Consider the following 23,683-nt stretch of genomic DNA (forward strand, 5'->3'; position numbering starts at 1 on the left):
GTGGAGAGGTGCCATCACCCAGCAATCTGCCCCGCACCGTCGGTGAGCTGCGCGCCGCCGGCCATCGCGAACGGGGAGTCAAACAGGAAATTCGGGAAAACCTGCTGACCGCGTTGGCCGAGGGTGACGAGGTCTGGCCGGGCATCCTGGGTTTCGACGACACCGTCCTGCCGCAGCTGGAGCGGGCGCTCATCGCCGGGCACGACTTCGTCCTGCTCGGCGAACGCGGTCAGGGCAAGACGCGGCTCCTGCGCGCCCTGGTCGGCCTGCTCGACGAGTGGACGCCGGTGATCGCCGGGGCCGAATTGGGCGAGCATCCCTATTCGCCGATCACGCCGGAGTCCATCCGCAAGGCCGCGACCCTGGGCGACGACCTGCCGATCGAGTGGCGGCACCGCAGCGAGCGCTACACCGAGAAGCTGGCCACCCCCGACACCAGCGTCGCCGACCTGGTCGGTGACATCGACCCGATCAAGGTCGCCGAGGGCCGCAGCCTGGGAGACCCCGAGACCATCGCCTACGGCCTGATCCCGCGTGCACACCGCGGCATCGTCGCGGTCAACGAGCTGCCCGACCTCGCCGAGCGCATCCAGGTGTCGATGCTCAACGTCATGGAGGAGCGCGACATTCAGGTGCGCGGGTACACCCTGCGCCTGCCGCTGGACGTGTTGGTGGTCGCCAGCGCCAACCCCGAGGACTACACCAACCGCGGCCGCATCATCACCCCGCTTAAGGACCGGTTCGGCGCGGAGATCCGCACGCACTACCCGCTGGAGCTCGACGCCGAGGTCGGCGTCATCGTCCAGGAGGCGCATCTGTCCGCGCAGGTCCCCGACTACCTGATGCAGGTGATCGCCCGGTTCGCCCGGTATCTGCGGGAATCCAACTCGGTCGACCAACGCTCCGGGGTGTCGGCGCGGTTCGCGATCGCCGCGGCCGAGACCGTGGCCGCCGCCGCCCGGCACCGCGGCGCGGTGCTGGGGGAGACGGATCCGGTGGCCCGCGTGGTCGACCTCGGCACGGTGATCGACGTGCTGCGCGGCAAGCTGGAATTCGAGTCCGGTGAGGAGGGCCGCGAGCAGGCGGTGCTCGAGCACCTGCTGCGCCGGGCGACGGCCGACACCGCGTCGCGGGTGCTCGGCGGCATCGACGTCGGGTCCTTGGTTTCCGCGGTCGAGGGCGGTTCGGCGGTCACGACCGGCGAGCGAGTGTCGGCCAAGGACGTGCTGGCCGCGGTTCCCACGTTGCCGGTGGTGGACAAGATCGCCGCCAAGGTCAACGCCCAGTCCGAGGGTGAGCGCGCCGCGGCACTGGAGCTCGCCCTGGAAGCGTTGTATTTGGCCAAGAGGATCGACAAGGTGTCCGGGGAGGGCCAAACCGTCTATGGCTAAACCCGTCTCGAGGGGGCATTCGTCGCGCTATTCGGCGTACACCGGCGGGCCGGACCCGCTGGCCCCGCCGGTGGATCTGCGCGAGGCCCTCGAGCAGATCGGGCAGGACGTGATGGCGGGCACGTCGCCGCGCCGCGCGCTGTCCGAGCTGCTGCGCCGCGGCACCAAGAACACACCCGGCGCCGACCGGCTGGCGGCCGAGGCGAACCGGCGCCGGCGGGAGTTGTTGCGCCGCAACAACTTGGACGGCACGCTGCAGGAGATCAAGAAGCTGCTCGATGAGGCGGTGCTGGCCGAGCGCAAGGAGCTGGCGCGCGCGCTCGACGACGACGCCCGGTTCGGTGAACTGCAGCTCGACGCCCTGCCGTCGTCGCCGGCCAAGGCCGTTCAAGAGCTCTCCGACTACAACTGGCGCAGCAACGAGGCGCGCGAAAAGTACGACCAGATCAAGGATTTGCTCGGCCGCGAAATGCTGGATCAGCGTTTCGCAGGCATGAAGGAGGCGCTCGAGGGCGCCACCGACGAGGACCGTCAGCGGGTCAACGACATGCTGAACGATCTCAACGACCTGCTGGACAAGCATGCCCGCGGCGAGGACACTCAGCAGGATTTCCAGGACTTCATGGACAAACACGGCGAGTTCTTCCCGGAGAACCCCCGCAATGTCGACGAGCTGCTGGACTCGCTGGCCAAGCGCGCCGCGGCCGCGCAGCGCTTCCGCAACAGCCTGAGCCCGGACCAGCGTGCCGAACTGGATGCGTTGGCGCAGCAGGCATTCGGCTCCCCGTCGCTGATGCAGGCTCTGAACCGGCTGGACGCGCATCTGCAGGCTGCCCGGCCGGGGGAGGACTGGACGGGATCCGAACAGTTCTCCGGCGACAACCCGTTCGGGATGGGGGAAGGCACCCAGGCGATTTCGGACATCGCCGAGCTCGAGCAGCTGGCCGAGCAGCTCTCGCAGAGTTATCCCGGTGCCACCATGGACGACGTCGATCTCGATGCGCTGGCACGCCAACTCGGCGACCAGGCCGCCGTGGACGCGCGCACGCTGGCCGAATTGGAACGCGCACTTGTCAATCAGGGCTTTCTGGACCGGGGTTCCGACGGCCAGTGGCGGCTCTCGCCGAAGGCCATGCGCAGGCTCGGTGAGACCGCGCTACGCGATGTGGCGCAACAGCTTTCCGGGCGACGCGGCGAGCGGGACCACCGGCGCGCGGGCGCGGCAGGTGAGCTCACCGGCGCCACCCGGCCGTGGCAGTTCGGCGACACCGAGCCGTGGAACATCTCGCGCACGCTCACCAACGCGGTGCTGCGGCAGGCGGGAACGGCCAGCCTGGACACCACCGGGTCGCTGAACATCACCGTCGACGACGTCGAGGTCTCCGAGACCGAGACGCGCACCCAGGCCGCGGTGGCGCTGCTGGTGGACACCTCGTTCTCGATGGTGATGGAGAATCGCTGGCTGCCGATGAAGCAGACGGCGCTGGCGCTGAATCACCTGGTGTGCACCCGATTTCGCTCGGACGCCTTACAGATCATCGCATTCGGCCGATACGCCCGGACGGTGACGGCCGCCGAGCTCACCGGCCTCGAGGGCGTCTACGAGCAGGGCACCAACCTGCATCACGCTCTGGCGCTGGCCGGTCGGCACCTGCGGCGGCATCCCAACGCGCAGCCCGTCGTGCTGGTGGTGACCGACGGTGAGCCCACCGCCCACCTGGAGGACTTCGACGGCGACGGCACGACCGTGTTCTTCGATTACCCGCCGCACCCGCGGACCATCGCGCACACGGTGCGCGGGTTCGACGACATGGCCCGCCTCGGCGCGCAGATCACCATCTTCCGGTTGGGCAGCGACCCCGGCCTGGCCCGCTTCATCGACCAGGTCGCCCGGCGCGTCGAGGGACGCGTCGTGGTCCCCGATCTCGACGGCCTGGGCGCGGCCGTGGTGGGCGACTACCTCCGGTCTCGCCGCCGCTAGCCCCTCGCGGGGATAGGTGCGCGCCCGACCGGGTACATGGACCGGAGAAGGAGGAGATGCATGAGCAAGGTTCCCACGATCGAACTCAACGACGGTGTGCGCATTCCGCAGCTCGGCTTCGGCGTTTTTCAGATCAAGCCCGACGAGACGGCGGCGGCGGTCAAGACCGCGTTGGAGATCGGCTACCGGCACATCGACACCGCCGAGATGTACGGCAATGAAAAGCAAGTGGCGCAAGGCATCCGCGACGCCGGTCTCGACCGCGCCGACGTGTTCGTCACCAGCAAGCTCAACAACGGCTTTCACAAACCCGACGACGCGCGCCGCGCCTTCGACCGGACACTGCAGGCTCTGGATTCCGACTACGTCGACCTGTTTCTCATTCACTGGCCGCTGCCCACTCTTTACGACGGTGACTTCGTCTCGACCTGGAAGGTTCTCGAAGAGTTCGCGCGCGACGGGCGCGCCCGCAGCATCGGCGTGTCGAATTTTCAAGTCGCACACCTTCAGCGGCTCGCCGAAGAAACCGACACCGTCCCGTCGGTCAACCAGATCGAGCTTCATCCGTACTTCGGTAACACGGAGGTTCGGTCGTACGGGCGCGAGCACGGCATCGCCACCGAGGCGTGGGCGCCGATCGCTCAGGGCAAGGTGCTCGACGACGCGGTGATCAACCGCATCGCCGCGGCGCGCGGCAAATCAGCGGCGCAGGTGGTGTTGCGCTGGCACATTCAGCGCGGCGACATCGTGTTCCCCAAGTCGGTGACGCCGGAGCGGGTCCAGGAGAACTTCGAGCTTTTCGACTTCGAGCTGGACGACTCCGACATGGACGCGATCTCGGCCCTGGACAAGGGTGAAGCCGGCAGGAACGGGCCCAACCCCGACAAGTTCGACTACGTGCCCGGCTGACGCTAATCGCGCGGCCGGCGGGCCTTGCGAATGATGCCGACAGCGCCCCACAGCGAGAAGCCGCGGATGTTCACCTTGGGTGCGCCCGGGGTGCCCTGGCCGAGGACGCTGCGGTCGAAGTTGCCCATGACGCCGCGGCCGTGGATCTCGACGTTCACTTCGGGCGGCAGCAAAATCTTCGTCGCCCCCATGATCGACATCGCGTGGATGTCGACCTCTGTCGACGTGAAGTCGGCGTAACGCAGATCCACCACGCCGTTGCCCCAGAAGGCGAAGGTGGTGAGCTTCTTGGGCACGTTCCACCGGCCGCGCCGTTCGAAGCCGCTCAACAGGGCCAGCAGCAGCGTGGACGGCGCCGGGTTCGGCTTGGCACCGCGGCGCAGGTTGATCTGTGAGCCCGGCAGATCCGCCCGCAGCTGGTCCAGCTCCTCGTACGTGGTCGCCGCGTACGCCCTGGTCAGGCGGTCTTCGTAGTCCTTCATCTGCAGCCGGCCCTGCTCGGCCGCATACGCCAGCAACTGTGCGAGCTGGATGCGATCAGTGTCGGCCGCGCGCGACGATTCGTCGCGCGTGTCCTTCGCGTCGCGTTGCGCAGAGTTGCTCATTACCCACGAGCCTACGACGTCCGGGTCTTGGTGCAAGACGATTGGTCAAACTGCAACCTTGCGCCGCGCCGGCAGGCTTGCCCGGCCGCCTTTGTTTGACACCTGGCTAACTTGCCCAGCTCGGGGGGCGCTTTTGCAGGAACGCCAGCATGCCCTCGCGCGCTTCGTCGGACACGAAGAGCCGGGCCGATTCTTCGGCGAGGCGCTCGGCGTCGCGGTCGAACCCTTCCAGCACCGCAGCCGTGGTCAACGCCTTGGAGGCGGCCAGCCCCTGGGGCGAACCGCGGCCCACGTCGGCGAGCAGCGCAGCCACCGCCGCGTCGACGTCGTCGGCGGCCATCGTGATCAGCCCGATCGCCGCCGCTTCGTCGGCCCCGAAAGTCTCGCCGGTCAGGTAGTAGCGCGCCGCCGCGCGCGGCGCCAGCTTCGGCAGCAGCGTGAGCGAGATGACCGCGGGGGCGACGCCGATCCGGGCCTCGGTCAGGGCGAAGGTGCTGCGCGGTCCGGCGACGGCGATATCGCACGCGCCGACGAGTCCGAACCCGCCCGCGCGGACGTGCCCGTTGATCGCGGCGATCACCGGCAGGGCCGAGGAGACGATGGCCCGCATCACCGCGGTCATCTCGCGGGCCCGGGCGACGGCCATCTCGAAGGGGTCGTCCCCCGAGCCGGCCGCACTGAGGTCCGCGCCCGCGCAGAACGTGTTGCCGGTATGCCCCAGCACCACCGCGCGCACGGCGGGGTCCGTCGCGGCGTCACGCAAGCCCTGATGCAGCTGCTCGACGAGCGTGGTCGACAGCGCGTTGCGGTTGTGGGGCGAGTCCAGCGTCAGCCGCGCGAACGGTCCGCCGGTATCGGCCGGACCGGCGTAGTCGACCAGCGTTTCCATCAGTACGACCGGGGCAGGCCCAGCGACGTCTGCGCCACGAAATTGAGCACCATCTCGCGGCTGACGGGGGCGATCCGCCCGAGCCTGGCCGAGGCGAGCATGGCGGCCACGCCGTACTCCTTGGTCAGCCCGTTGCCGCCCATCGATTGCACGGCCTGGTCGACCGAGCGCGTAGCCGCCTCGGCGGCAGCGTATTTGGCCATGTTGGCCGCCTCCGCCGCACCCGCGTCGTCGCCGCTGTCGTACAGCGCGGCGGCCTTCTGCATCATCAGCTTGGCCAGTTGCACCTCGATGTGGCACTGCGCCAACGGGTGCGACAGTCCTTGGTGTGCGCCGATCGGCGTGCCCCACACCTGCCGGGTCTTGACGTAGTCGGCGGCCTTCTCCAGAGCGAACCGTCCCATCCCGACCGAGCTGGCGGCGCCCATGATCCGCTCGGGGTTCAGGCCCGCGAACAGCTGCGCGATCGCGGCGTCCTCGGAACCGACCAGCGCGTCCGCCGGCAGCCGGACATCGTCGAGGAAGACCTGGAACTGCCGTTCGGGGCTGATCAGCTCCATTTCGATTGGCGTATAGGTGAATCCGGGGGCATCGGTGGGCACCACGAACAGGGCCGGCCGCAGCTTTCCGGTCTTAGCCTCCTCGGTGCGGCCCACCACCAGGACGGCCTGCGCCTGGTCGATGCCCGAGATGTAGACCTTCTGACCCTTGAGGATCCAGTCGCCGCCGTCGCGCCGGGCGGTGGTGGTGATCTTGTGCGAGTTGGAGCCCGCGTCGGGCTCGGTGATCGCGAAGGCCATCGTCAGGGTGCCGTCGGCGATGCCGGGAATCCAGCGTTTCTTCTGCTCCTCGGTGCCGAACTTGCTGATGATCGTGCCGTTGATGGCCGGCGAGACGACCATCAGGAGCAGCGCGCTGCCCGCCGCCGCCATTTCCTCCATCACCAGGGACAGCTCGTACATGCCGGCGCCGCCGCCGCCGTACTCTTCGGGCAGGTTCACCCCGAGGAAGCCGAGCTTGCCCGCCTCCGACCACAATTCGTCGGTGTGTTCGTGCGCCCGGGCCTTTTTCAGGTAGTACTCGCTGCCGTAGTTGGCGGCCCAGGCGGCCACCGACTTACGCAGGGCCTGCCGCTCTTCGCTTTCAATGAAGCTGGTGTCGGTCATGCTGGATCTCCTTCTGCTTGCGGCGCCTCGACGCGCGCCAACACGGTGCCCACCTCGACTTGCTGGCCGGTCTGGACGTTGAGTTCGGCGAGGACGCCGTCGGTCGGCGCGGTGATGGTGTGTTCCATCTTCATGGCCTCGAGCCAGATCAAAGCCTGCCCGGCATTGACGGCGTCGCCGACCGCGGCGCCGATCCGGATCACGTTCCCTGGCATGGGCGCGACCAGCGAACCCTGTTCGACGGCCGAGCCGGGCTCCGGGAAGCGCGACAGCGCGACCAGGCGGACGGGCCCCCGCGCCGAGTCGATGTAGACGTCGTCACCGTATCGAGCGACCGTAAAGCCGCAAGCCACCCCGGAGCCGTCAGCCAGCACGACCTCGCCCGGCGTGGCCGAGACCAGCCGCACCTGCTCGTCGTGCGCCAACAGCAATCCCGATCTGCCGAAACGGTATTCGACTTGGTGCTCGCCGCCGTCGGCGTCGCGGTAACTCTTCACCTGGTAGCCGGAGGCCAGGTTGCGCCAGCCGCTGGGCAGCGATCCCAGGACGGGGGCCCCCGCGCGGTTGCGCGCGGCGTCGGCGAGCGCGGCGGCGATCGCCGACAACCGGACGGTGTCGCCACCGGCGAGCGGCGCCGAGAGTTCCTGCAGTCCGTGCGTGTCGAAAAACGCGGTGTCGGTGGCGCCGTCGAGAAATGCGGGGTGGCGCAGCACGTTGACCAGCAGCTCGCGGTTGGTGCGCAGGCCGTGCAACCGGGTGCGGGCGAGCGCATCGGCGAGCACCAGCGCCGCTTGCCGGCGCGTCGGCGCGTACGAGATGACCTTGGCCAGCATCGGGTCGTAGTGAATGGACACCGTGGATCCGGCGACGACGCCCGAATCGAGGCGGATGCCCGTTCGGTGCCCAAGCGTGCGGAATTGCGACTGGACCGCCGGCACGTCGATGCGGTGCACGCGGCCCGCCTGCGGCTGCCAGCCCTGGGCGGGATCCTCGGCGTAGAGGCGGGCCTCGATCGAATGCCCTTGCGCGGCGGGTGGTTCGGCGTCGAGGCGATCGCCGTTGGCGACGGCGATCTGCAGTTCGACGAGGTCGAGCCCGGTGGTCTCCTCGGTCACCGGATGCTCGACCTGCAGCCGGGTGTTCATCTCCAGGAAGTAGAACTCGCCGTCATCGTCGGCGAGGAATTCGACGGTTCCGGCGCCCGTGTATCCGATCGCCCCGGCTGCGAGCCGGGCCGCGTCGAAGAGCTTGGCCCGCATGGCAGGGGTGCGCTCGACCAGGGGAGAGGGGGCCTCCTCGATGATCTTCTGGTGCCGGCGCTGAATCGAGCATTCCCGTTCTCCGACGGCCCAGACCGTGCCATGCGTGTCAGCCATGACCTGAACCTCGATGTGGTGCCCAGTGGGCAGGTAGCGCTCGCAGAACACGGTCGGGTCGCCGAACGCGGACTGCGCCTCACGGCGGGCCGCTTCCACTTCGCCTGCGAGAGCGGACAATTCGCGCACCACCCGCATCCCGCGGCCGCCACCGCCGGCGGAGGCCTTGACCAGCACCGGAAGCTGCGCCTGGGTCACCGTCTCGGGGTCGAGCTCGTCGAGCACCGGAACGCCGGCGGCGGCCATCAGCTTCTTGGACTCGATCTTGGAACCCATGGCCCGCACCGCATCGACCGGCGGTCCGATCCACGTCAGGCCCGCGCCCTGCACGGTCGCCGCGAAATCGGCGTTCTCCGAGAGGAACCCGTACCCCGGATGCACAGCGTCGGCGCCCGCGGCGCGGGCGGCCGCGATGATCGCTTCGGCGTTGAGGTAGTCGTTGGTCTTGGCCAGCCGCACCCGGGCGTCGGCCTCGGCGACATGGGGCGCGTCGGCGTCGGGGTCCGTGTAGACGGCGACGGTGCCCAGGCCCAGCCGCCGGCAGGTGGCGAAGACCCGCCGGGCGATCTCGCCGCGGTTGGCGACCAGCACTCGAGTAACCATGGGGCTCACATCCGGAAGACGCCGAAGTTCGACGTCCCCTTGATCGGGCCATTGGCAATGGCGGACAAACACATTCCCAAGACGGTGCGGGTGTCGCGCGGGTCGATCACCCCGTCGTCGTAGAGCATCCCGGACAGGACCAACGGCAGCGACTCGGCCTCGATCTGCCCCTCGACGGCGGCCCGCATCGCGGCGTCCGCCTCCTCGTCGACCTGCTGACCCCGCGCTTCGGCGGCGGCCCGCGCCACGATCGACAAGACGCCGGCAAGCTGAGCGCCGCCCATCACCGCGGATTTCGCGCTGGGCCAGGCGAACAGGAACCTGGGGTCGTAGGCGCGGCCGCACATGCCGTAGTGGCCCGCGCCGTAGGAGGCGCCGATCAACAGCGAGATGTGCGGGACGGTCGAGTTGGAGACGGCGTTGATCATCATCGAGCCGTGCTTGATCATCCCGCCCTCCTCGTAGTCTTTGCCCACCATGTAGCCGGTGGTGTTGTGCAGGAACAACAGCGGGGTGTTGGAGCGGTTGGCCAGCTGGATGAATTGGGTAGCCTTCTGTGACTCCTCGCTGAAGAGCACGCCGCGCGCGTTGGCCAGGATGCCCAGCGGATAGCCGTGCAGCCGGGCCCACCCGGTCACCAGCGACGACCCGTACATGGCCTTGAATTCGTCGAATTCGGAGCCGTCGACGATGCGGGCGATCACCTCGCGGGGGTCGAACGGGATACGCAGGTCCGCGGGCACGATGCCGATCAGCTCCTCGGCGTCGAACAACGGATCCGCGACCGGCCCGGGCGCGGGGCCCCCTTTGCGCCAGTTCAGCCGGGCGACGATGCGGCGCCCGATGCGGATGGCGTCGAGCTCGTCGACGGCGAAGTAATCCCCCAAACCGGAGACGCGGGAATGCATTTCGGCGCCGCCCAACGACTCGTCGTCGGACTCCTCGCCGGTGGCCATCTTGACCAGTGGGGGACCGGCCAGGAACACCTTCGACCGCTCCTTGATCATCACCACGTGGTCGGACATGCCGGGAATGTAGGCGCCGCCGGCGGTCGAGTTGCCGAAGACCAGGGCGATGGTGGGGATGCCGGCCGCCGACAGGCGGGTGAGGTCGCGGAACATCCGCCCGCCGGGGATGAAGATCTCCTTCTGGGTGGGCAGGTCCGCCCCGCCCGATTCCACCAGCGAGATGACCGGCAGCCGGTTTTCGAACGCGATCTGGTTGGCCCGCAAGATCTTCTTCAGCGTCCACGGGTTGCTGGTGCCGCCCTTGACGGTCGGGTCGTTGGCGACGATCAGGCATTCCACGCCGGACACCACTCCGATGCCGGTGACGGTGCTGGCGCCGACGGTGAACGCGCTGCCGTAGGCCGCCAGCGGGCTGAGCTCGAGGAAGGGGGAATCGGGGTCGACGAGCAGCTCGATGCGTTCCCGGGCGGTCAGCTTGCCTCGGCCGTGGTGGCGCTCGACGTACTTGGGCCCGCCACCCGCAAGCGCTTTGGCGAGCTCGGCGTCGATCTCCTCGAGCCGGGAAGTCGCCGTCGACGCCGCGTCGGTGTAGGCGGCGGATTGCGGGTCCAGCGTGGACTGCAGCACGGTCATGATTGGTATCCAAGCGTTTTCGCGGCCAGTGCGGTCAGGATTTCGGTGGTGCCGCCACCGATGCCGAGGATCCGCATGTCGCGGTATTGGCGTTCGACTTCGGATTCGGCCATGTAGCCCATCCCGCCGAACAGCTGGACGGCCTGGTTGGCCACCCATTCGCCCGCCTCGACGGCGGTGTTCTTGGCGAAACACACCTCGGCGATCAGATTCGTCTCGCCGGCCAGCTGTCGCTCGACCACGTGGCGGGAGTAGACCCGCGCGACGTCGATGCGCCGGGCCATCTCGGCCAGCGTGTTCTGCACCGACTGCCGGGAGATCAGCGGCCGACCGAAGGTTTCGCGGTCGTGGCACCACTGCACCGCCAGGTCCAGGCACCGTTGGGCGCTCGAATACGCCTGCGCGGCAAGGCCGATCCGTTCCGCGACGAAGGCCTGCGCGATCTGCAGGAATCCACTGTTCTCGGCGCCGACGAGGTTGGCCGCCGGAACTCGGGCGTCGACGAAGGACAGTTCGGCGGTATCGGAGGACCGCCACCCCATCTTGGCCAGCTTGCGGCTCACCTCGAAGCCCGGCGTTCCCTTTTCGACCACCAGCAGCGAAACGCCCGCGGCGCCCGGACCGCCCGTGCGCACCGCGGTGACGACGTAGTCGGCGCGCACCCCGGAGGTGATGTAGGTCTTGGCGCCGTTGACCACGTAGTGATCACCGTCGCGCACCGCCGACGTTCGCAGGTGCCCGACGTCGGAACCGCCGCCGGGCTCGGTGATCGCCAGCGCACCGATCTTGTCGCCGGCCAGCGTCGGCCGGACGAACTCCTCAATCAGCCGCTTTTCGCCGGAGGCGATCATGTGTGGCACCGCGATGCCGCAGGTGAACAACGACGCGAACACGCCTCCCGGGGCGCCGGCCTGATGCACCTCCTCACAGATGATCACCGCGTCGGCGCCGTCGCCGCCACCCCCGCCGACCGCCTCGGGAAAGTTCGCCCCCAGCAGGCCGGCCGCCCCGGCGCGACGGTGCAGCTCACGCGGCAGCTCCCCGACGCGCTCCCACTCGTCTGCGTGGGGCAGGATTTCGCGTTCGGTGAAGGAGCGCACCGTCTTTCGCAGCTCTTCGCGCTCCGGCGTCGTCCACAGAGTCATAACAACCTTTCGGGGATGTCGACGTGGCGGCCGCGCAACCATTCGCCCAATCCCTTGGCCTGCGGGTCGAACCGCGCCTGGTAGGCGACGCCCTGGCCCAGGATGCCGTCGATGACGAAGTTGACCGCGCGCAGGTTGGGCAGCAAGTGGCGGGTGACGACGAACTCCGCGGCCTCGGGCAGCAGCTCCTTGAGCAGCTCGACGGTCAGCGTGTTGGCGAGCCACCGCCATTGCTCGTCGGTGCGAACCCAGACCCCGACGTTGGCCGAGCCGCCCTTGTCGCCGCTGCGGGCGCCGGCGATGCGGCCCAGCGGCACCCGGCGGGTCGGGCCGTCGGGCAGCGGCTCCGGCAGGGGTGGGGGCTCGGCGGGCGCGAGCTCCAAAGTCTCGGTGGCGCAGTCGATTTCCACCCGGGTGCCGTCGGCGTGCACCGCGACGTGGGGCACCTCCTTGGCGTCGACGTAGCCGGCGGTGAACACGCCGTAGACCTGACCGTCGCCCGGTGGGGCGGTCACGTGAAAGCCCGGATAGCTGGCGAGAGCCAATTCCACGGCGGCCGAGGAGAACTGGCGCCCGACGTTGGCGGGGTCGGGGTCGCGGACCACGCAGTGCAGCAGCGCGCTGGCGGCTTCCTCGGTGTCGGCGTCGGGGTGGTCGGTGCGGGCCAGCGACCACTGCAGCTCCGCGGGCTTGACGGTCAGCGCGGCGTCGAGCTGCCGGCGCACCAGGTCCGCCTTGGCCTCGATGTCGAGACCGGTCAGCACGAAGGTCATGGAGTTGCGGAATCCGCCGATGCTGTTCAGCGACACCTTGTAGGTGGGCGGCGGCGGTTCGCCGCGCACGCCGTGGATGCGCACCCGGTCGGGGCCGTCGGGGGACAGCTCGACGGTGTCCATCCGCGCGGTGACGTCGGGGTTGGCGTAGCGGGCGCCGGTGATCTCGTACAGCAATTGCGCGGTGACGGTGTCGACGCTCACCAGCCCGCCGGTGCCGGCGTGCTTGGTGATCACCGAGGAGCCGTCGGGGTGCACCTCGGCCAGCGGGAAGCCGGCGTGGGTCAGGTCCGCGACCTCCGTGAAGAAGGAGTAGTTGCCGCCGGTGGCCTGCACGCCGCACTCGATGACGTGGCCGGCGACCACCGCGCCGGCCAGCCGGTCGTAGTCGGTGCGGCCCCAGCCGAAGTGCGCGGCGGCGGCTCCGACGATCACCGAGGCGTCGGTGACCCGGCCGGTGACGACCACGTCGGCGCCGTCGCCCAGGCAGTCGACGATGCCCCACGCGCCCAGGTAGGCGTTCGCGGTCAGCGGGCTGCCCAGCCCGAGGTCGGCGGCGCGCGCCAGCAGGTCGTCGCCTTCGACGTGGGCGACCCGCGCGGGAATGCCGAGGCGCTCGGCCAGGACGCGTATCGCGGCGGCCAGCCCCGCCGGGTTGAGTCCGCCGGCGTTGGCGACGATGCGCACACCCCGATCGCGGGCCTCCCCGAGACAGTCCTCGAGCTGGATCAGAAACGTCTTGGCGTAGCCGCGCTCGGGGTGCTTCATCCGGTCGCGGCCCAGGATCAGCATGGTCAATTCGGCCAGGTAATCGCCGGTGAGGTAGTCCACGTCGCCGCCGGTGAGCATCTCGCGCATCGCCGACAGCCGGTCGCCGTAGAACCCGGAGCAGTTCGCGATCCGGACCGCGTCACGACCAGGAGCTGAGGCCATGCAGTCCTCCAATCTGCGTTTCACCGGTGAGCGCAAACCAACCAACCAACCGGTAGGTTAGCGGGTCGCGCCAGTGTCACGTCAAGGACGCCCCTCGCCTCCGACGTCGAGATTGCCGCCACGGTCGTGGACGGCGCCCGGATCACGACCGCCACGGCCATCTCGGCGCCAGAGGGCTTCGTTTTGGTGCCCGGCAGGCCACCGACTATCCTGGGAGCAATCGTCGCACGTTCGGCCGCACCGGCCACGCCGCGCGACAAGCCCCCGACACGAGGAGTTAGGCCCGACCATGGCCGTACCCAAGCGCAGGATGTCGCGCGCGAACACCCGTAGCCGTCGCGCGCAGTGGAAGGCCACCAAGACCGAACTCGTCGGTGTGACGGTCGCCGGCCAGAAGCACAAGGTGCCCCGCCGGCTGCTCAAGGCGGCCCGCCTCGGTCTGATCGACCTGGACCGGCGTTAGTTAATCTCGGCAAATACCCGGCGCGCCTCTCAGCCGGCTCTCAGGCGTCGGGACGACACTAGGCCCGTGCGGATACTGGTCGTCGACGACGATCGCGCAGTGCGTGAGTCGCTGCGCCGATCGCTTTCCTTCAATGGCTACTCGGTCGAGTTGGCCCATGACGGGCTGGAGGCGCTCGAGATGATCGCCAGCGACCGGCCCGACGCGCTCGTGCTCGACGTGATGATGCCGCGGCTGGACGGGCTCGAGGTCTGCCGTCAGCTCCGCAGCACCGGCGACGACCTACCCATCCTGGTGCTCACCGCCCGTGATTCGGTCTCCGAGCGCGTCGCCGGGCTCGACGCCGGCGCGGATGACTACCTCCCCAAGCCGTTCGCGCTCGAGGAACTGCTGGCCCGCATGCGGGCGCTGCTGCGCCGGACCAAGCCGGACGACGACGACGCCGAATCGGTGGCCATGCAGTTCTCCGACCTGACGCTGGATCCGGTGACCCGCGAAGTCACCCGCGGGCAGCGCCAAATCAGCCTTACGCGCACGGAATTCGCCTTGCTGGAAATGTTGATCGCCAATCCGCGCCGCGTACTCACCCGCAGCCGGATCCTGGAAGAGGTGTGGGGCTTCGACTTTCCCACTTCCGGCAACGCGCTGGAGGTCTACGTCGGCTATCTGCGCCGCAAGACCGAGGCCGACGGCGAGCCACGGCTGATCCACACGGTGCGCGGCGTGGGCTATGTCCTTCGGGAGACACCGCCGTGACGAGTCACATCCCGCGATGATCAGGTACCAACGGCCCCCCCGCGTGCCGCTGCGCGCCACCAGTTCGTTGTCCCTGCGGTGGCGCGTCATGCTGCTGGCGATGTCGATGGTGGCCATGGTCGTCGTGCTGATGGCGTTCGCCGTGTACGCGGTGATTTCGGCTGCGCTGTATAGCGATATCGACAACCAGTTGCAGAGCCGGGCTCAGCTGCTGATCGCCAGCGGCTCACTGGCCGCCGATCCCGGCAAGGCCATCGAGGGCACCGCGTATTCGGATGTCAACGCGATGCTGGTGAACCCGGGCCACTCGATCTACACGGCGCAACAGCCGGGTCAGACGCTGCCGGTCGGCGCGCCGGAAAAGGCGGTGATCCGCGGTGATCTGTTCATGTCCCGGCGCACCGCGTCCGATCAACGAGTCCTGGCCATTCACTTGCCCAATGGCTGCTCGCTGCTGATCTCCAAGAGCCTCAAGCCGACCGAGGCCGTGATGACCAAGCTGCGCTGGGTGCTGCTGATCGTCGGCGGCATCGGCGTCGCGGTCGCCGCGGTCGCGGGCGGCATGGTCACGCGGGCGGGGCTGCGCCCGGTGGCCCGCCTGACCGAGGCGACCGAACGGGTCGCGCGCACCGACGACCTGCGGCCGATCCCGGTGTTCGGTAGCGACGAATTGGCCAGGCTCACCGAGGCTTTCAACTTGATGCTGCGCGCGCTGGCCGAGTCCCGCGAGCGTCAGGCGCGGCTGGTCACCGACGCGGGGCACGAACTGCGCACCCCGCTGACGTCGTTGCGCACCAACGTCGAGCTGCTGATGGCCTCCATGGAACCGGGGGCGCCGCGGCTGCCCGAGCAGGAGATGGTCGAGCTCCGCGCCGACGTGCTGGCGCAGATCGAGGAACTGTCCACGCTGGTGGGTGATCTCGTGGACCTCACCCGCGACGACGCCGGCCAGGTGGTGCACGAACCGGTCGACATGTCCGAGGTCATCGACCGCAGTCTGGAGCGGGTCAGGCGGCGCCGCAACGACATTCACTTCGACGTCGACGTAACCCCCTGGCAGATGTACGGCGACGCGGCGGGCCTGTCGCGCGCCGTGCTGAACCTGATGGACAACGCGGCCAAGTGGAGCCCGCCGGGCGGTCACGTGGGCATCACCATGCGGCAACTTGACCCGTCGCACGCCGAGTTGGTGGTCTCCGATCAAGGCCCGGGCATCCCGCCGCACGAACGGCGGCTGGTGTTCGAGCGGTTCTACCGGTCGACGACCGCGCGCGCCATGCCCGGTTCGGGGCTCGGGCTGGCGATCGTCAAGAAGGTCGTGCTGAATCACGGTGGATTGCTCCGCGTCGAGGACACCGTCCCGGGCGGACAGCCGCCCGGGACCTCGTTCTACGTGCTGCTGCCCGGCCGGCCGATGCCGCCCACGGCCTATCCGACGTCGTCTGCCGCGGCCGCCGGCGAAGAATCCGTCACCGAACCCGCGGTTCGGATGACCGGCCAGTCGAACTCTCGGGAACCCGCGAACGTTATCTCAGTGGACTCTCAGTCCGCCCGGGCAACGTAGGTGTGCAGCCACTACTGTTGAAGAGCCCTGTCGAACCGACGAGCCGAATACTGAGATAGAGGAAGAGCGACCTAGCGCTATGACGAATGACCCGAGGTATTCGCCACCGCCGCAGCAGCCGGGGTACCACCCTGCGCCGAATCAGCCTGCGCCCACCCCGAGCCACCCGGGGACCTCTGCTTACGGCCAGGGGCACGCCCAACCGTACGGCCAGCCGTTCGACTGGCGGCATCAATCCCAGACGAACCAGTTCCGGCAGCCGTATGACCCGTTCAGCGGCACCGGTCCCGGGCGGATCCCCGGCGGGACCGGGGTAGGCCCGGTCCCCGGCGCCGCCGGCACGGGCCCGATTCCCGGCATGCTGCCGCCGATGCCGCCGGGTCACCAAAAACGTTCCCGCGCAGGGCTTTTGACTGTCGGTGCGCTGACCATCGCGGTGGTTTCGGCCGGCATCGGCGGGGCCGCGGCGACGGCCGTCGAGCTGGGGACGCATTCGACCACCAGCAATGGGCACACCGTCATCGGCGCACCCAGCGTCCCGGCGGCCAACATGCCGCCGGGCAGCGTCGAACAGGTCGCCTCCAAGGTGGTGCCCAGTGTCGTCATGCTGGAGACCGACCTGGGCCGCCAGTCCGAGGAGGGCTCCGGCATCATCCTTTCCGCCGACGGGCTCATCCTGACCAACAATCACGTGGTCGCGGCGGCCGCGGGGCCGCCGAAAGCGCCCGTGGTTCCCGGTGCGCCCCCCGGTGGTCCGCCCGGCGGTCCCGCCGGGCCGGCTCCGAAGACGACGGTGACCTTCGCCGACGGCCGCACCGCGCCGTTCACGGTCGTCGGTGCCGACCCCACCAGCGACATCGCGGTGATCCGGGTGCAGGGCATGTCCGGCCTGACCCCGATCTCCCTGGGCTCCTCGTCGGACCTGCGCGTCGGCCAACCGGTGGTGGCCATCGGGTCGCCGCTGGGTCTGTCGGGCACGGTCACCACCGGCATCGTCAGCGCGCTGAACCGGCCGGTGTCCACCACCGGTGAGTCGGGCAACCAGAACACCGTGCTGGACGCCATCCAGACCGACGCCGCCATCAACCCGGGTAACTCCGGCGGCGCGCTGGTCAACATGAATGGCCAGCTGGTCGGCGTGAACTCGGCGATCGCCACCCTGGGTGCGGACTCGCCGGACGCCCAGAGCGGCTCGATCGGCCTCGGCTTCGCCATTCCGGTCGATCAGGCCAAGCGCATCGCCGACGAGCTGATCAGCAGCGGCAAGGCGTCCCACGCGTCGCTCGGCGTGCAGGTGACCAACGACAAGGGTTCCCCGGGCGCCAAGGTCGTCGACGTGGTGCCGGGCGGGGCGGCCTCGACCGCCGGAGTGCCCAAGAACGTGATCGTCACCAAGGTCGACGACCGCCCGATCAACAGCGCCGACGCCTTGGTCGCCGCCGTGCGGTCGAAGGCGCCCGGTGACAAGATTTCGCTGACCTTCCAGGATCCCGCTGGTGGTGGCAGCCGTACCGTGCCGGTGACTCTGGGGAAGGCGGATCAGTAATGCGAGTCGAAGAACCCTCGGCGGCCGGATTGTCCGAGCTCGGTTATACGGTGGCACCCATGGAAACGGGTGCGGAGTTGGTGGTTGGCCGGGCCCTGGTCGTGGTGGTCGACGATCGCACCGCCCACGGGGATGAGGACCACAGCGGGCCGCTGGTCACCGAGCTGCTCACCGAGGCGGGGTTCGTCGTCGACGGTGTGGTCGCGGTCGCGGCCGACGAGGTCGAGATCCGCAACGCGCTCAACACCGCGGTGATCGGCGGGGTGGACCTGGTGGTCTCGGTCGGCGGGACGGGCGTCACCCCACGCGACGTCACCCCCGAAGCCACCCGCGAGATCCTGGACCGCGAGATCCTCGGCATCGCCGAAGCCATTCGCGCCTCGGGGCTCTCCGCGGGGATCACCGACGCCGGATTGTCACGCGGCCTGGCCGGCGTGTCCGGGAGCACGTTGGTGGTGAACCTCGCCGGTTCCCGCTATGCGGTGCGCGACGGGATGGCGACGCTGAATCCCCTCGCCGCACAGATCATCGGGCAGCTGTCGAGCCTGGAGATCTAGCCGGGGCCCTACGCCTCGGCGTCGGCGCGCGGTCCGTGCTCCGGCGGGGGCGTCGTGGTGGTGGCAGCGCCGCCGTGCCGACCGGACGAGTCGCCGTTGGTCTGCGCCAGGAGGTCGCGGATCTCCGTCAGCAGAACGATCTGGGCGTCGTCGGCCTGCTCGACCTCCCCGCGCCTGCGCAGGGTCGTGTACGGCAACACGACCAGGAAATAGACGACGGCCGCGATGATGACGAAGTTGATGGCGGCCGACAGCACGTTGTTGAGGTCGATGGTCTGGCCGCCGCCGATGCCGATCCGCAGGATGCCGAGATTCGACTTCTCGTTGACACCGACGCGGTTGATCAGCGGCTTGATGATGCTGTCGGTGAATTGGGTGACCAGCGCGGTGAAGGCGGTACCGATGACCACCGCGGTGGCCAGGTCGATGATGTTGCCCCGCGAGAGAAACTCCTTGAACCCTTTGAACATTCAGATGTCCTTCCTGGGATTGGACAGAGTTTGCTGTCAGCTGCGGGGCCAACGACGGCGAGGCACTCAGTGCAGGGTGAGGGTCACCGCCTGACCCAGCGCCGAGCCCGCCACCGTGTTCGCCACGCGAGCCGGCAGCGCAACCAACACTACGCGGTCACCGTCCGCGGCCTGGACCTTCGGCTTGGCCGACACGAGCACCACGACGGCGTCGGTGGCCACCACCTTGGGGGTGGCCTGGGCCGGCTCCGGCCCCGCGGTCGCCGGTGCGGCCAGCACGTCGACGACGTCGCCGACGCGGACAAGGTCGATCAGGGCGCTGTCGGCCAGGCGCAGCGGCACGATGCGGGCACCGGGTCCCGCGGTCGACTCGGCGAGCCGGCTGCCGAGCAACCGGACATCGGTGAGCACCTCGCCGCGCCGCGTCGGACCGGCCAGCGTCGACCCGGCCACCGCGCTCACGTCGGCCAGTGAGCCATCGGGAACGGTTGCGGCCAAACGCTTTTCGAGGTGGACATCCGCGGGCGTCAACGCGGCGCCGGGCCGCAGGTCGTGGTCGGCGACCACCACCTCGGCGTAGTCACCCGCCGGGTTGGAGCGCAGCGCCGCCACGCCGGCCAACACGACAAGCCCGCCCGCCGCGATCCGCCGCGCCAGCACCGTACGTGTCCAATCGGGACGCAGCAGCAAAAGGCGGTTGAACGGGCTTGGGTTCAGTGACGACTCGCCCACGCCGCAACGGTAGGCGCATGGGGGTCAGCGCCGAACGTCGTCGGCGCAACGGTTGTGGATAACCCGTCAGCTCGAGGCGGACGCGGTGGACGCCGCGGAGCTGCTGGTCGCCTTCTCGCTCGGACCGGACTTCTCGGTCGATCCGGACTTTTCGCTTGATGCGCCGTTCGAGCCGGAGTCGCTCGACGAGGATCCGTTGGTCGAGCTCGCGGACTTCTTGCCGGACTCGCGGCTGTCGGTGCGGTAGAAGCCGCTGCCCTTGAACACCACTCCTACGGAGTTGAAGAGCTTGCGCAGCCGCCCGGAGCAGCGCTTGCAGGTGGTCAGCGCGTCGTCGGTGAAGGCCTGCACGATGTCGAAGCGATCGTCGCACTCGGTGCACTGATAGCTGTAAGTCGGCACGAAAACCTCCGGATGGTTGCAAAAGCCTGTTAGCACTCTAGCGTCTCAAGTGCTAGAACCGCCACGTGACGTCACTCATTCCCGATCTGTTACCCGCGACCGAGCGCGACTAGTCCCCGCCTGGGCGTGAGGGCGTCCGTCATCGGGATGTCGTGCGGCTCGGCGGGCAACCGGTCCACCAACTCCGCGTCGCGCACCACCGCGATCAGCCGCGCGTGGGGACCCCGGCCGCCCAGGGAGCGATCGTAGAAGCCACGACCGCGGCCCAACCGGGCCCCAAAGCGGTCGACGGCCAACGCCGGCACCAGGATCAGGCTCGCCTCGGCGATGGCCGAGGCCGGAAACCAGGGTTCCGGCGGCTCCAGCAACCCCCACCGCGCGGACGTCAGGGTGCCGGGCCGATATTCGCCCCAGCGCAATGGCAGCGCCGCGCCGTCGGCGGCCGTGCGCGCAACCGGCAGTAACACGCGTCCGGGCCGCCGCAGCAACACGTCGAGCATGTCTATCGACCCGGGCTCGGCGCCCACCGGCACGTACGCGCACACGGTGTCACCGCTGCTCATGATGCTTTTCAGGGCCTCGATCCGCCCGCTCAGCATCCGGGCCTCCTCGGCCCGCACCTCGTCGGCAACGCGGCGGCGGGCCGCCTGCAACTGGGCCCGCAACGCGGCCTTACCGGTGGTCGCCATGCCTCAACCATTGCAGCCGGATCTTTGGCCGCGCCACATCGACTCGGCAAACCGCTGTCGGGTTATCGTGTGAACAATGTCAAGCCCAAAAGTGGTGGTCCCACACACGGCGATCGTGCCCGCCGCCGGTCTGGGTACCCGCTTCCTGCCCGCGACGAAAACGGTGCCCAAGGAGCTGCTGCCGGTCGTCGACACCCCTGGCATCGAGCTGGTGGCCGCCGAGGCGGCCGAGGCGGGCGCCGACCGCCTGGTGATCATCACCTCCGAGGGTAAGGACGGCGTCGTCGCCCACTTCGTCGAGGACCTTGTCCTCGAGGGAACGCTGGAGGCGCGCGGCAAGAAGGCGATGCTCGACAAGGTGCGGCGCGCGCCGCAGCTGATCAAGGTCGAGTCCGTCGTGCAGGCCGAGCCGCTCGGCCTGGGCCACGCCATCGGCTGCGTGGAGCCCACCCTGACGTCGGACGACGACGCCGTGATGGTGCTGCTGCCCGACGACCTGGTGCTGCCGACCGGCGTCCTCGAAACAATGTCGAAGGTGCGGGCGCAATACGGCGGCACCGTGTTGTGCGCGATCGAGGTGGCGCCCGACGAGGTCAGCGCGTACGGGGTCTTCGACGTCGAGCCGGTGCCCGGTGACGACAACCCGGACGTGCTGAAGGTCAACGGCATGGTGGAGAAGCCCAAGCAAGAGGACGCCCCATCGCTTTTCGCCGCCGCGGGCCGCTACGTGCTCGACCGGGCCATCTTCGATGCGTTGCGCCGCGTCCACCGCGGGGTGGGCGGCGAGGTGCAGCTCACGGATGCGATCGCGTTGCTCATCGCGGAGGGTCACCCCGTGCATGTCGTCGTGCATCGCGGATCTCGACACGACTTGGGAAATCCCGGCGGCTACCTCAAGGCTGCGGTTGACTTTGCATTGGATCGTGACGACTACGGCCCGGATTTGCGGCGATGGTTGGTGGCGCGGTTAGGCCTGGCCGAGAAGTAGCCGGCCGATACGCCCGGCCCACGACGGCGCCCGTAGGGCTGATGAGGGCGGTGCCCGCCAGGGGCATCAGAGGGCAGAGAGGCGCGCTGTGCGTTCTGTTGAGGAGCAGCAGGCCCGGATAACCGCTGCCGCGGTGGCGCCGCGGCCCATCCGGGTGGCCATCGCCGAGGCGCAGGGATTGATGTGTGCCGAGGAAGTTGTCACCGAGCGGCCCATGCCCGGCTTCGACCAGGCCGCAATCGACGGCTACGCGGTGCGCAGCGTCGACGTGCTGGGCATCGGCGAAGTGGGAGCCGACAGCCTGCCTGAGCCGCCGCCCGGCGACGCCGAGATGGACGAAGACCGGCGCGAGGGCCTGGTCCTGCCGGTGATGGGAACCGTCGAGGCCGGCGCGCGCACCCCCAGCCGCCTGCAACCGCGCCAGGCCGCCCGAGTGCACACGGGAGCCCCGCTACCCACGCTCGCCGACGCGGTGATCCCGTTGCGCTGGACCGACGGCGGGAGCAAGCGAGTGCGGATCCTGCGCGGCGCGCCGTCGGGTGCGTACGTGCGCCGCACCGGCGACGACGTGCAGCCCGGCGACGTCGCGGTGCGCGCCGGCACGGTGATCGGCGCGGCCCAGGTCGGGCTGCTCGCGGCGGTCGGCCGCGAGCGGGTGCTGGTGCATCCGCGGCCCCGGGTGACGGTGTTGGCCGTCGGTGGTGAACTGGTCGACATTTCGCGCACCCCCGGCAACGGCCAGGTCTACGACGTCAACTCCTACGCGCTGGCGGCGGCGGCCCGCGATGCCGGTGCCGAGGTCAACCGCATCGGCATCGTCAGCAACGACCCCAAGGAATTCCGCGACACCGTCGAGGGCCACATCAACCGCGCCGAGGTGATGGTGATCGCCGGCGGGGTGGGCGGTGCCGCGGCCGAGTCGGTGCGCTCGGTCCTTTCCGAGCTGGGGGAGATGGAAGTCGTCCGCGTCGCGATGCACCCCGGGTCGGTCCAGGGCTTCGGGCAGCTCGGCCGCGACGGCGTCCCGACGTTTCTGCTGCCCGCCAACCCGGTCAGCGCGCTGGTGGTCTTCGAGGTGATGGTCCGGCCGCTGATCCGGCTCTCGCTGGGCAAGCGTCAGCCGATGCGCCGGATCGTGCAGGCCCGCACCCTGTCGCCGATCACGTCGGTCGCCGGGCGCAAGGGCTACCTGCGCGGCCAGTTGATGCGCGACCAGGAGACCGGTGAATATCTGGTGCAGGCACTCGGCGGGCCGCCCGGGGCGTCCTCGCACCTGCTGGCCACCCTCGCCGAAGCCAACTGCCTCGTGGTGGTGCCCAGCGGCGCCGAACAGATCCGCACCGGCGAAATCGTCGATGTCGCCTTCCTGGCTCAGCGCGGTTAAGTGCAACGACTCCGCCGGCTCGTGAACCTGTTGCGCACCAACGCCCGCCACCCGGGCTGGCCGCTGGATGTCGGGCCCTTGCGGGTGCCGGCGGGAGTCGTCCGACTGCGGGCGGTGCGGATGCGCGACGGCGCCCAATGGAGCCGCATCCGGTTGGCCGACCGCGCCCACCTCGAGCCGTGGGAGCCCAGCGCGGAGAGCGATTGGACGACCCGGCACACCGTCGCCGCGTGGCCGGCGCTGTGCTCCGGCCTGCGCGCGGAGGCCCGTGCGGGCCGCATGCTGCCCTACGTCATCGAGCTCGACGGACGCTTCTGTGGCCAGCTGACCATCGGCAACGTCACCCATGGGGCGTTGCGATCGGCGTGGATCGGCTATTGGGTGCCGCGGTCGGCGACCGGCGGCGGGGTGGCCACGGCAGCCCTGGCGCTGGGCCTGGATCACTGCTTCGGTCCGGTGATGCTGCACCGCGTCGAGGCCACCGTGCGCCCCGAGAACGCGGCCAGCCGGGCCGTGTTGGCAAAAGTCGGCTTCCGGCAAGAGGGTTTGTTGCAGCGCTACCTCGAGGTCGACAAGGCGTGGCGGGACCACCTGTTGATGGCCATTACGGCCGAAGAGGTGTCCGGGTCGGTGGCATCGACCCTGGTCCGGGGCGGGCACGCCAGCTGGGCGTGACGGCGCAGCCCCGCGCTGGGCGGCCGCGCCGCGACTAGCGCATTTGGCCTCCGTGTGGCTACCGCGACACGAGTGACTCGTGGTG

Annotated in this window: 22 protein-coding genes; 11 read left to right on the forward strand and 11 right to left on the reverse strand. The window is 69.4% G+C overall.

From position 1 onward, the window contains the following. Window positions 1–8: 8 nt before the first annotated feature. From A5704_RS07820 to A5704_RS07830, 3 genes are read left to right on the forward strand one after another with little or no spacing between them, the layout of a single operon-like run. Window positions 9–1,391 (forward strand): ATP-binding protein, encoded by a 1,383-nt coding sequence (locus A5704_RS07820; protein WP_067758140.1) that lies wholly within the window; start codon window positions 9–11, stop codon window positions 1,389–1,391. After that, window positions 1,384–3,372, forward strand: a complete 1,989-nt coding sequence (locus A5704_RS07825; protein ID WP_067758138.1) for a VWA domain-containing protein — start codon at window positions 1,384–1,386, stop codon at window positions 3,370–3,372. The genes A5704_RS07820 and A5704_RS07825 overlap by 8 nt, the downstream gene beginning before the upstream one ends. Window positions 3,373–3,432: 60 nt before the next feature. Next, complete coding sequence (locus A5704_RS07830) at window positions 3,433–4,281, forward strand: aldo/keto reductase (RefSeq protein WP_067888322.1); 849 nt, start codon at window positions 3,433–3,435, stop codon at window positions 4,279–4,281. Window positions 4,282–4,283: 2 nt separating this feature from the next. Here the strand turns inward: A5704_RS07830 and A5704_RS07835 are convergent, their stop codons facing one another. The 7 genes from A5704_RS07835 to A5704_RS07865 all read right to left on the reverse strand — a co-directional run bounded on the left by A5704_RS07835 (window position 4,284) and on the right by A5704_RS07865 (window position 13,372). Then, window positions 4,284–4,886, reverse strand: a complete 603-nt coding sequence (locus tag A5704_RS07835) for a DUF1707 domain-containing protein (protein WP_067758132.1) — start codon at window positions 4,884–4,886, stop codon at window positions 4,284–4,286. 106 nt (window positions 4,887–4,992) lie between these two features. Continuing rightward, window positions 4,993–5,775, reverse strand: coding sequence for an enoyl-CoA hydratase family protein (locus A5704_RS07840; RefSeq protein ID WP_067888324.1), 783 nt, complete (start codon window positions 5,773–5,775; stop codon window positions 4,993–4,995). Then, window positions 5,775–6,941 (reverse strand): acyl-CoA dehydrogenase family protein, encoded by a 1,167-nt coding sequence (locus A5704_RS07845; protein ID WP_067758127.1) that lies wholly within the window; start codon window positions 6,939–6,941, stop codon window positions 5,775–5,777. Before A5704_RS07845 ends, A5704_RS07840 begins: the two co-directional genes overlap by 1 nt. Continuing rightward, window positions 6,938–8,920 (reverse strand): biotin carboxylase N-terminal domain-containing protein, encoded by a 1,983-nt coding sequence (locus A5704_RS07850; RefSeq protein WP_067888327.1) that lies wholly within the window; start codon window positions 8,918–8,920, stop codon window positions 6,938–6,940. Before A5704_RS07850 ends, A5704_RS07845 begins: the two co-directional genes overlap by 4 nt. A 5-nt stretch (window positions 8,921–8,925) precedes the next feature. Beyond that, window positions 8,926–10,515 carry an acyl-CoA carboxylase subunit beta gene (locus tag A5704_RS07855; protein WP_156737634.1) on the reverse strand — a complete coding sequence of 530 codons (1,590 nt, stop codon included), beginning with the start codon at window positions 10,513–10,515 and terminating at the stop codon, window positions 8,926–8,928. A gap of 2 nt (window positions 10,516–10,517) precedes the next feature. Beyond that, window positions 10,518–11,666, reverse strand: coding sequence for an acyl-CoA dehydrogenase family protein (locus A5704_RS07860; protein ID WP_067888333.1), 1,149 nt, complete (start codon window positions 11,664–11,666; stop codon window positions 10,518–10,520). Continuing rightward, window positions 11,663–13,372 carry an acyclic terpene utilization AtuA family protein gene (locus A5704_RS07865; protein ID WP_067888336.1) on the reverse strand — a complete coding sequence of 570 codons (1,710 nt, stop codon included), beginning with the start codon at window positions 13,370–13,372 and terminating at the stop codon, window positions 11,663–11,665. Before A5704_RS07865 ends, A5704_RS07860 begins: the two co-directional genes overlap by 4 nt. 289 nt (window positions 13,373–13,661) lie before the next feature. Here A5704_RS07865 and rpmF point away from each other — a divergent pair, with 289 nt between their 5' ends. The 5 genes from rpmF to A5704_RS07890 all read left to right on the forward strand — a co-directional run bounded on the left by rpmF (window position 13,662) and on the right by A5704_RS07890 (window position 18,258). Beyond that, on the forward strand, window positions 13,662–13,835 hold the full coding sequence (gene rpmF, locus A5704_RS07870) for a 50S ribosomal protein L32 (RefSeq protein ID WP_007168835.1): 174 nt from the start codon (window positions 13,662–13,664) through the stop codon (window positions 13,833–13,835). A 66-nt stretch (window positions 13,836–13,901) separates the two neighbouring features. Beyond that, window positions 13,902–14,591, forward strand: a complete 690-nt coding sequence (mprA, locus tag A5704_RS07875) for a two-component system response regulator MprA (protein WP_067271149.1) — start codon at window positions 13,902–13,904, stop codon at window positions 14,589–14,591. A 16-nt stretch (window positions 14,592–14,607) separates the two neighbouring features. Beyond that, window positions 14,608–16,155: a HAMP domain-containing sensor histidine kinase gene (locus A5704_RS07880; RefSeq protein WP_067888338.1), complete on the forward strand. Its 1,548-nt coding sequence runs from the start codon at window positions 14,608–14,610 to the stop codon at window positions 16,153–16,155. A gap of 79 nt (window positions 16,156–16,234) precedes the next feature. Beyond that, a complete protein-coding gene (locus A5704_RS07885) occupies window positions 16,235–17,701 on the forward strand; it encodes a S1C family serine protease (protein WP_067888341.1) in 1,467 nt (488 codons plus the stop codon). After that, on the forward strand, window positions 17,701–18,258 hold the full coding sequence (locus A5704_RS07890; protein WP_055402749.1) for a molybdenum cofactor biosynthesis protein B: 558 nt from the start codon (window positions 17,701–17,703) through the stop codon (window positions 18,256–18,258). Before A5704_RS07885 ends, A5704_RS07890 begins: the two co-directional genes overlap by 1 nt. Before the next feature lie 8 nt (window positions 18,259–18,266). Here A5704_RS07890 and mscL read toward each other — a convergent pair whose 3' ends face one another. The 4 genes from mscL to A5704_RS07910 all read right to left on the reverse strand — a co-directional run bounded on the left by mscL (window position 18,267) and on the right by A5704_RS07910 (window position 20,551). Next, on the reverse strand, window positions 18,267–18,728 hold the full coding sequence (gene mscL, locus A5704_RS07895; RefSeq protein WP_067780546.1) for a large-conductance mechanosensitive channel protein MscL: 462 nt from the start codon (window positions 18,726–18,728) through the stop codon (window positions 18,267–18,269). Between the two features lie 66 nt (window positions 18,729–18,794). Next, window positions 18,795–19,460 carry an SAF domain-containing protein gene (locus A5704_RS07900; RefSeq protein ID WP_067888344.1) on the reverse strand — a complete coding sequence of 222 codons (666 nt, stop codon included), beginning with the start codon at window positions 19,458–19,460 and terminating at the stop codon, window positions 18,795–18,797. 66 nt (window positions 19,461–19,526) lie between these two features. Further along, a complete protein-coding gene (locus tag A5704_RS07905) occupies window positions 19,527–19,862 on the reverse strand; it encodes an FmdB family zinc ribbon protein (protein WP_067758104.1) in 336 nt (111 codons plus the stop codon). An 89-nt stretch (window positions 19,863–19,951) separates the two neighbouring features. Continuing rightward, window positions 19,952–20,551 (reverse strand): 5-formyltetrahydrofolate cyclo-ligase, encoded by a 600-nt coding sequence (locus A5704_RS07910; protein ID WP_067758101.1) that lies wholly within the window; start codon window positions 20,549–20,551, stop codon window positions 19,952–19,954. Window positions 20,552–20,627: 76 nt separating this feature from the next. Between A5704_RS07910 and A5704_RS07915 the strand changes: the two genes are divergently transcribed. The 3 genes from A5704_RS07915 (at window position 20,628) to A5704_RS07925 (ending at window position 23,598) form a co-directional block, all read left to right on the forward strand. Further along, on the forward strand, window positions 20,628–21,539 hold the full coding sequence (locus tag A5704_RS07915; protein WP_067758098.1) for a UTP--glucose-1-phosphate uridylyltransferase: 912 nt from the start codon (window positions 20,628–20,630) through the stop codon (window positions 21,537–21,539). A gap of 88 nt (window positions 21,540–21,627) precedes the next feature. Then, a complete protein-coding gene (gene glp / locus A5704_RS07920) occupies window positions 21,628–22,923 on the forward strand; it encodes a gephyrin-like molybdotransferase Glp (protein ID WP_067888347.1) in 1,296 nt (431 codons plus the stop codon). A 21-nt stretch (window positions 22,924–22,944) separates the two neighbouring features. Then, window positions 22,945–23,598, forward strand: coding sequence for a GNAT family N-acetyltransferase (locus A5704_RS07925; protein ID WP_197499159.1), 654 nt, complete (start codon window positions 22,945–22,947; stop codon window positions 23,596–23,598). The last annotated feature ends 85 nt before the right edge of the window (window positions 23,599–23,683 follow it).

This window comes from Mycobacterium sp. E735 (genome assembly GCF_001666955.1).
In the GTDB taxonomy this organism is placed as follows: domain Bacteria; phylum Actinomycetota; class Actinomycetes; order Mycobacteriales; family Mycobacteriaceae; genus Mycobacterium.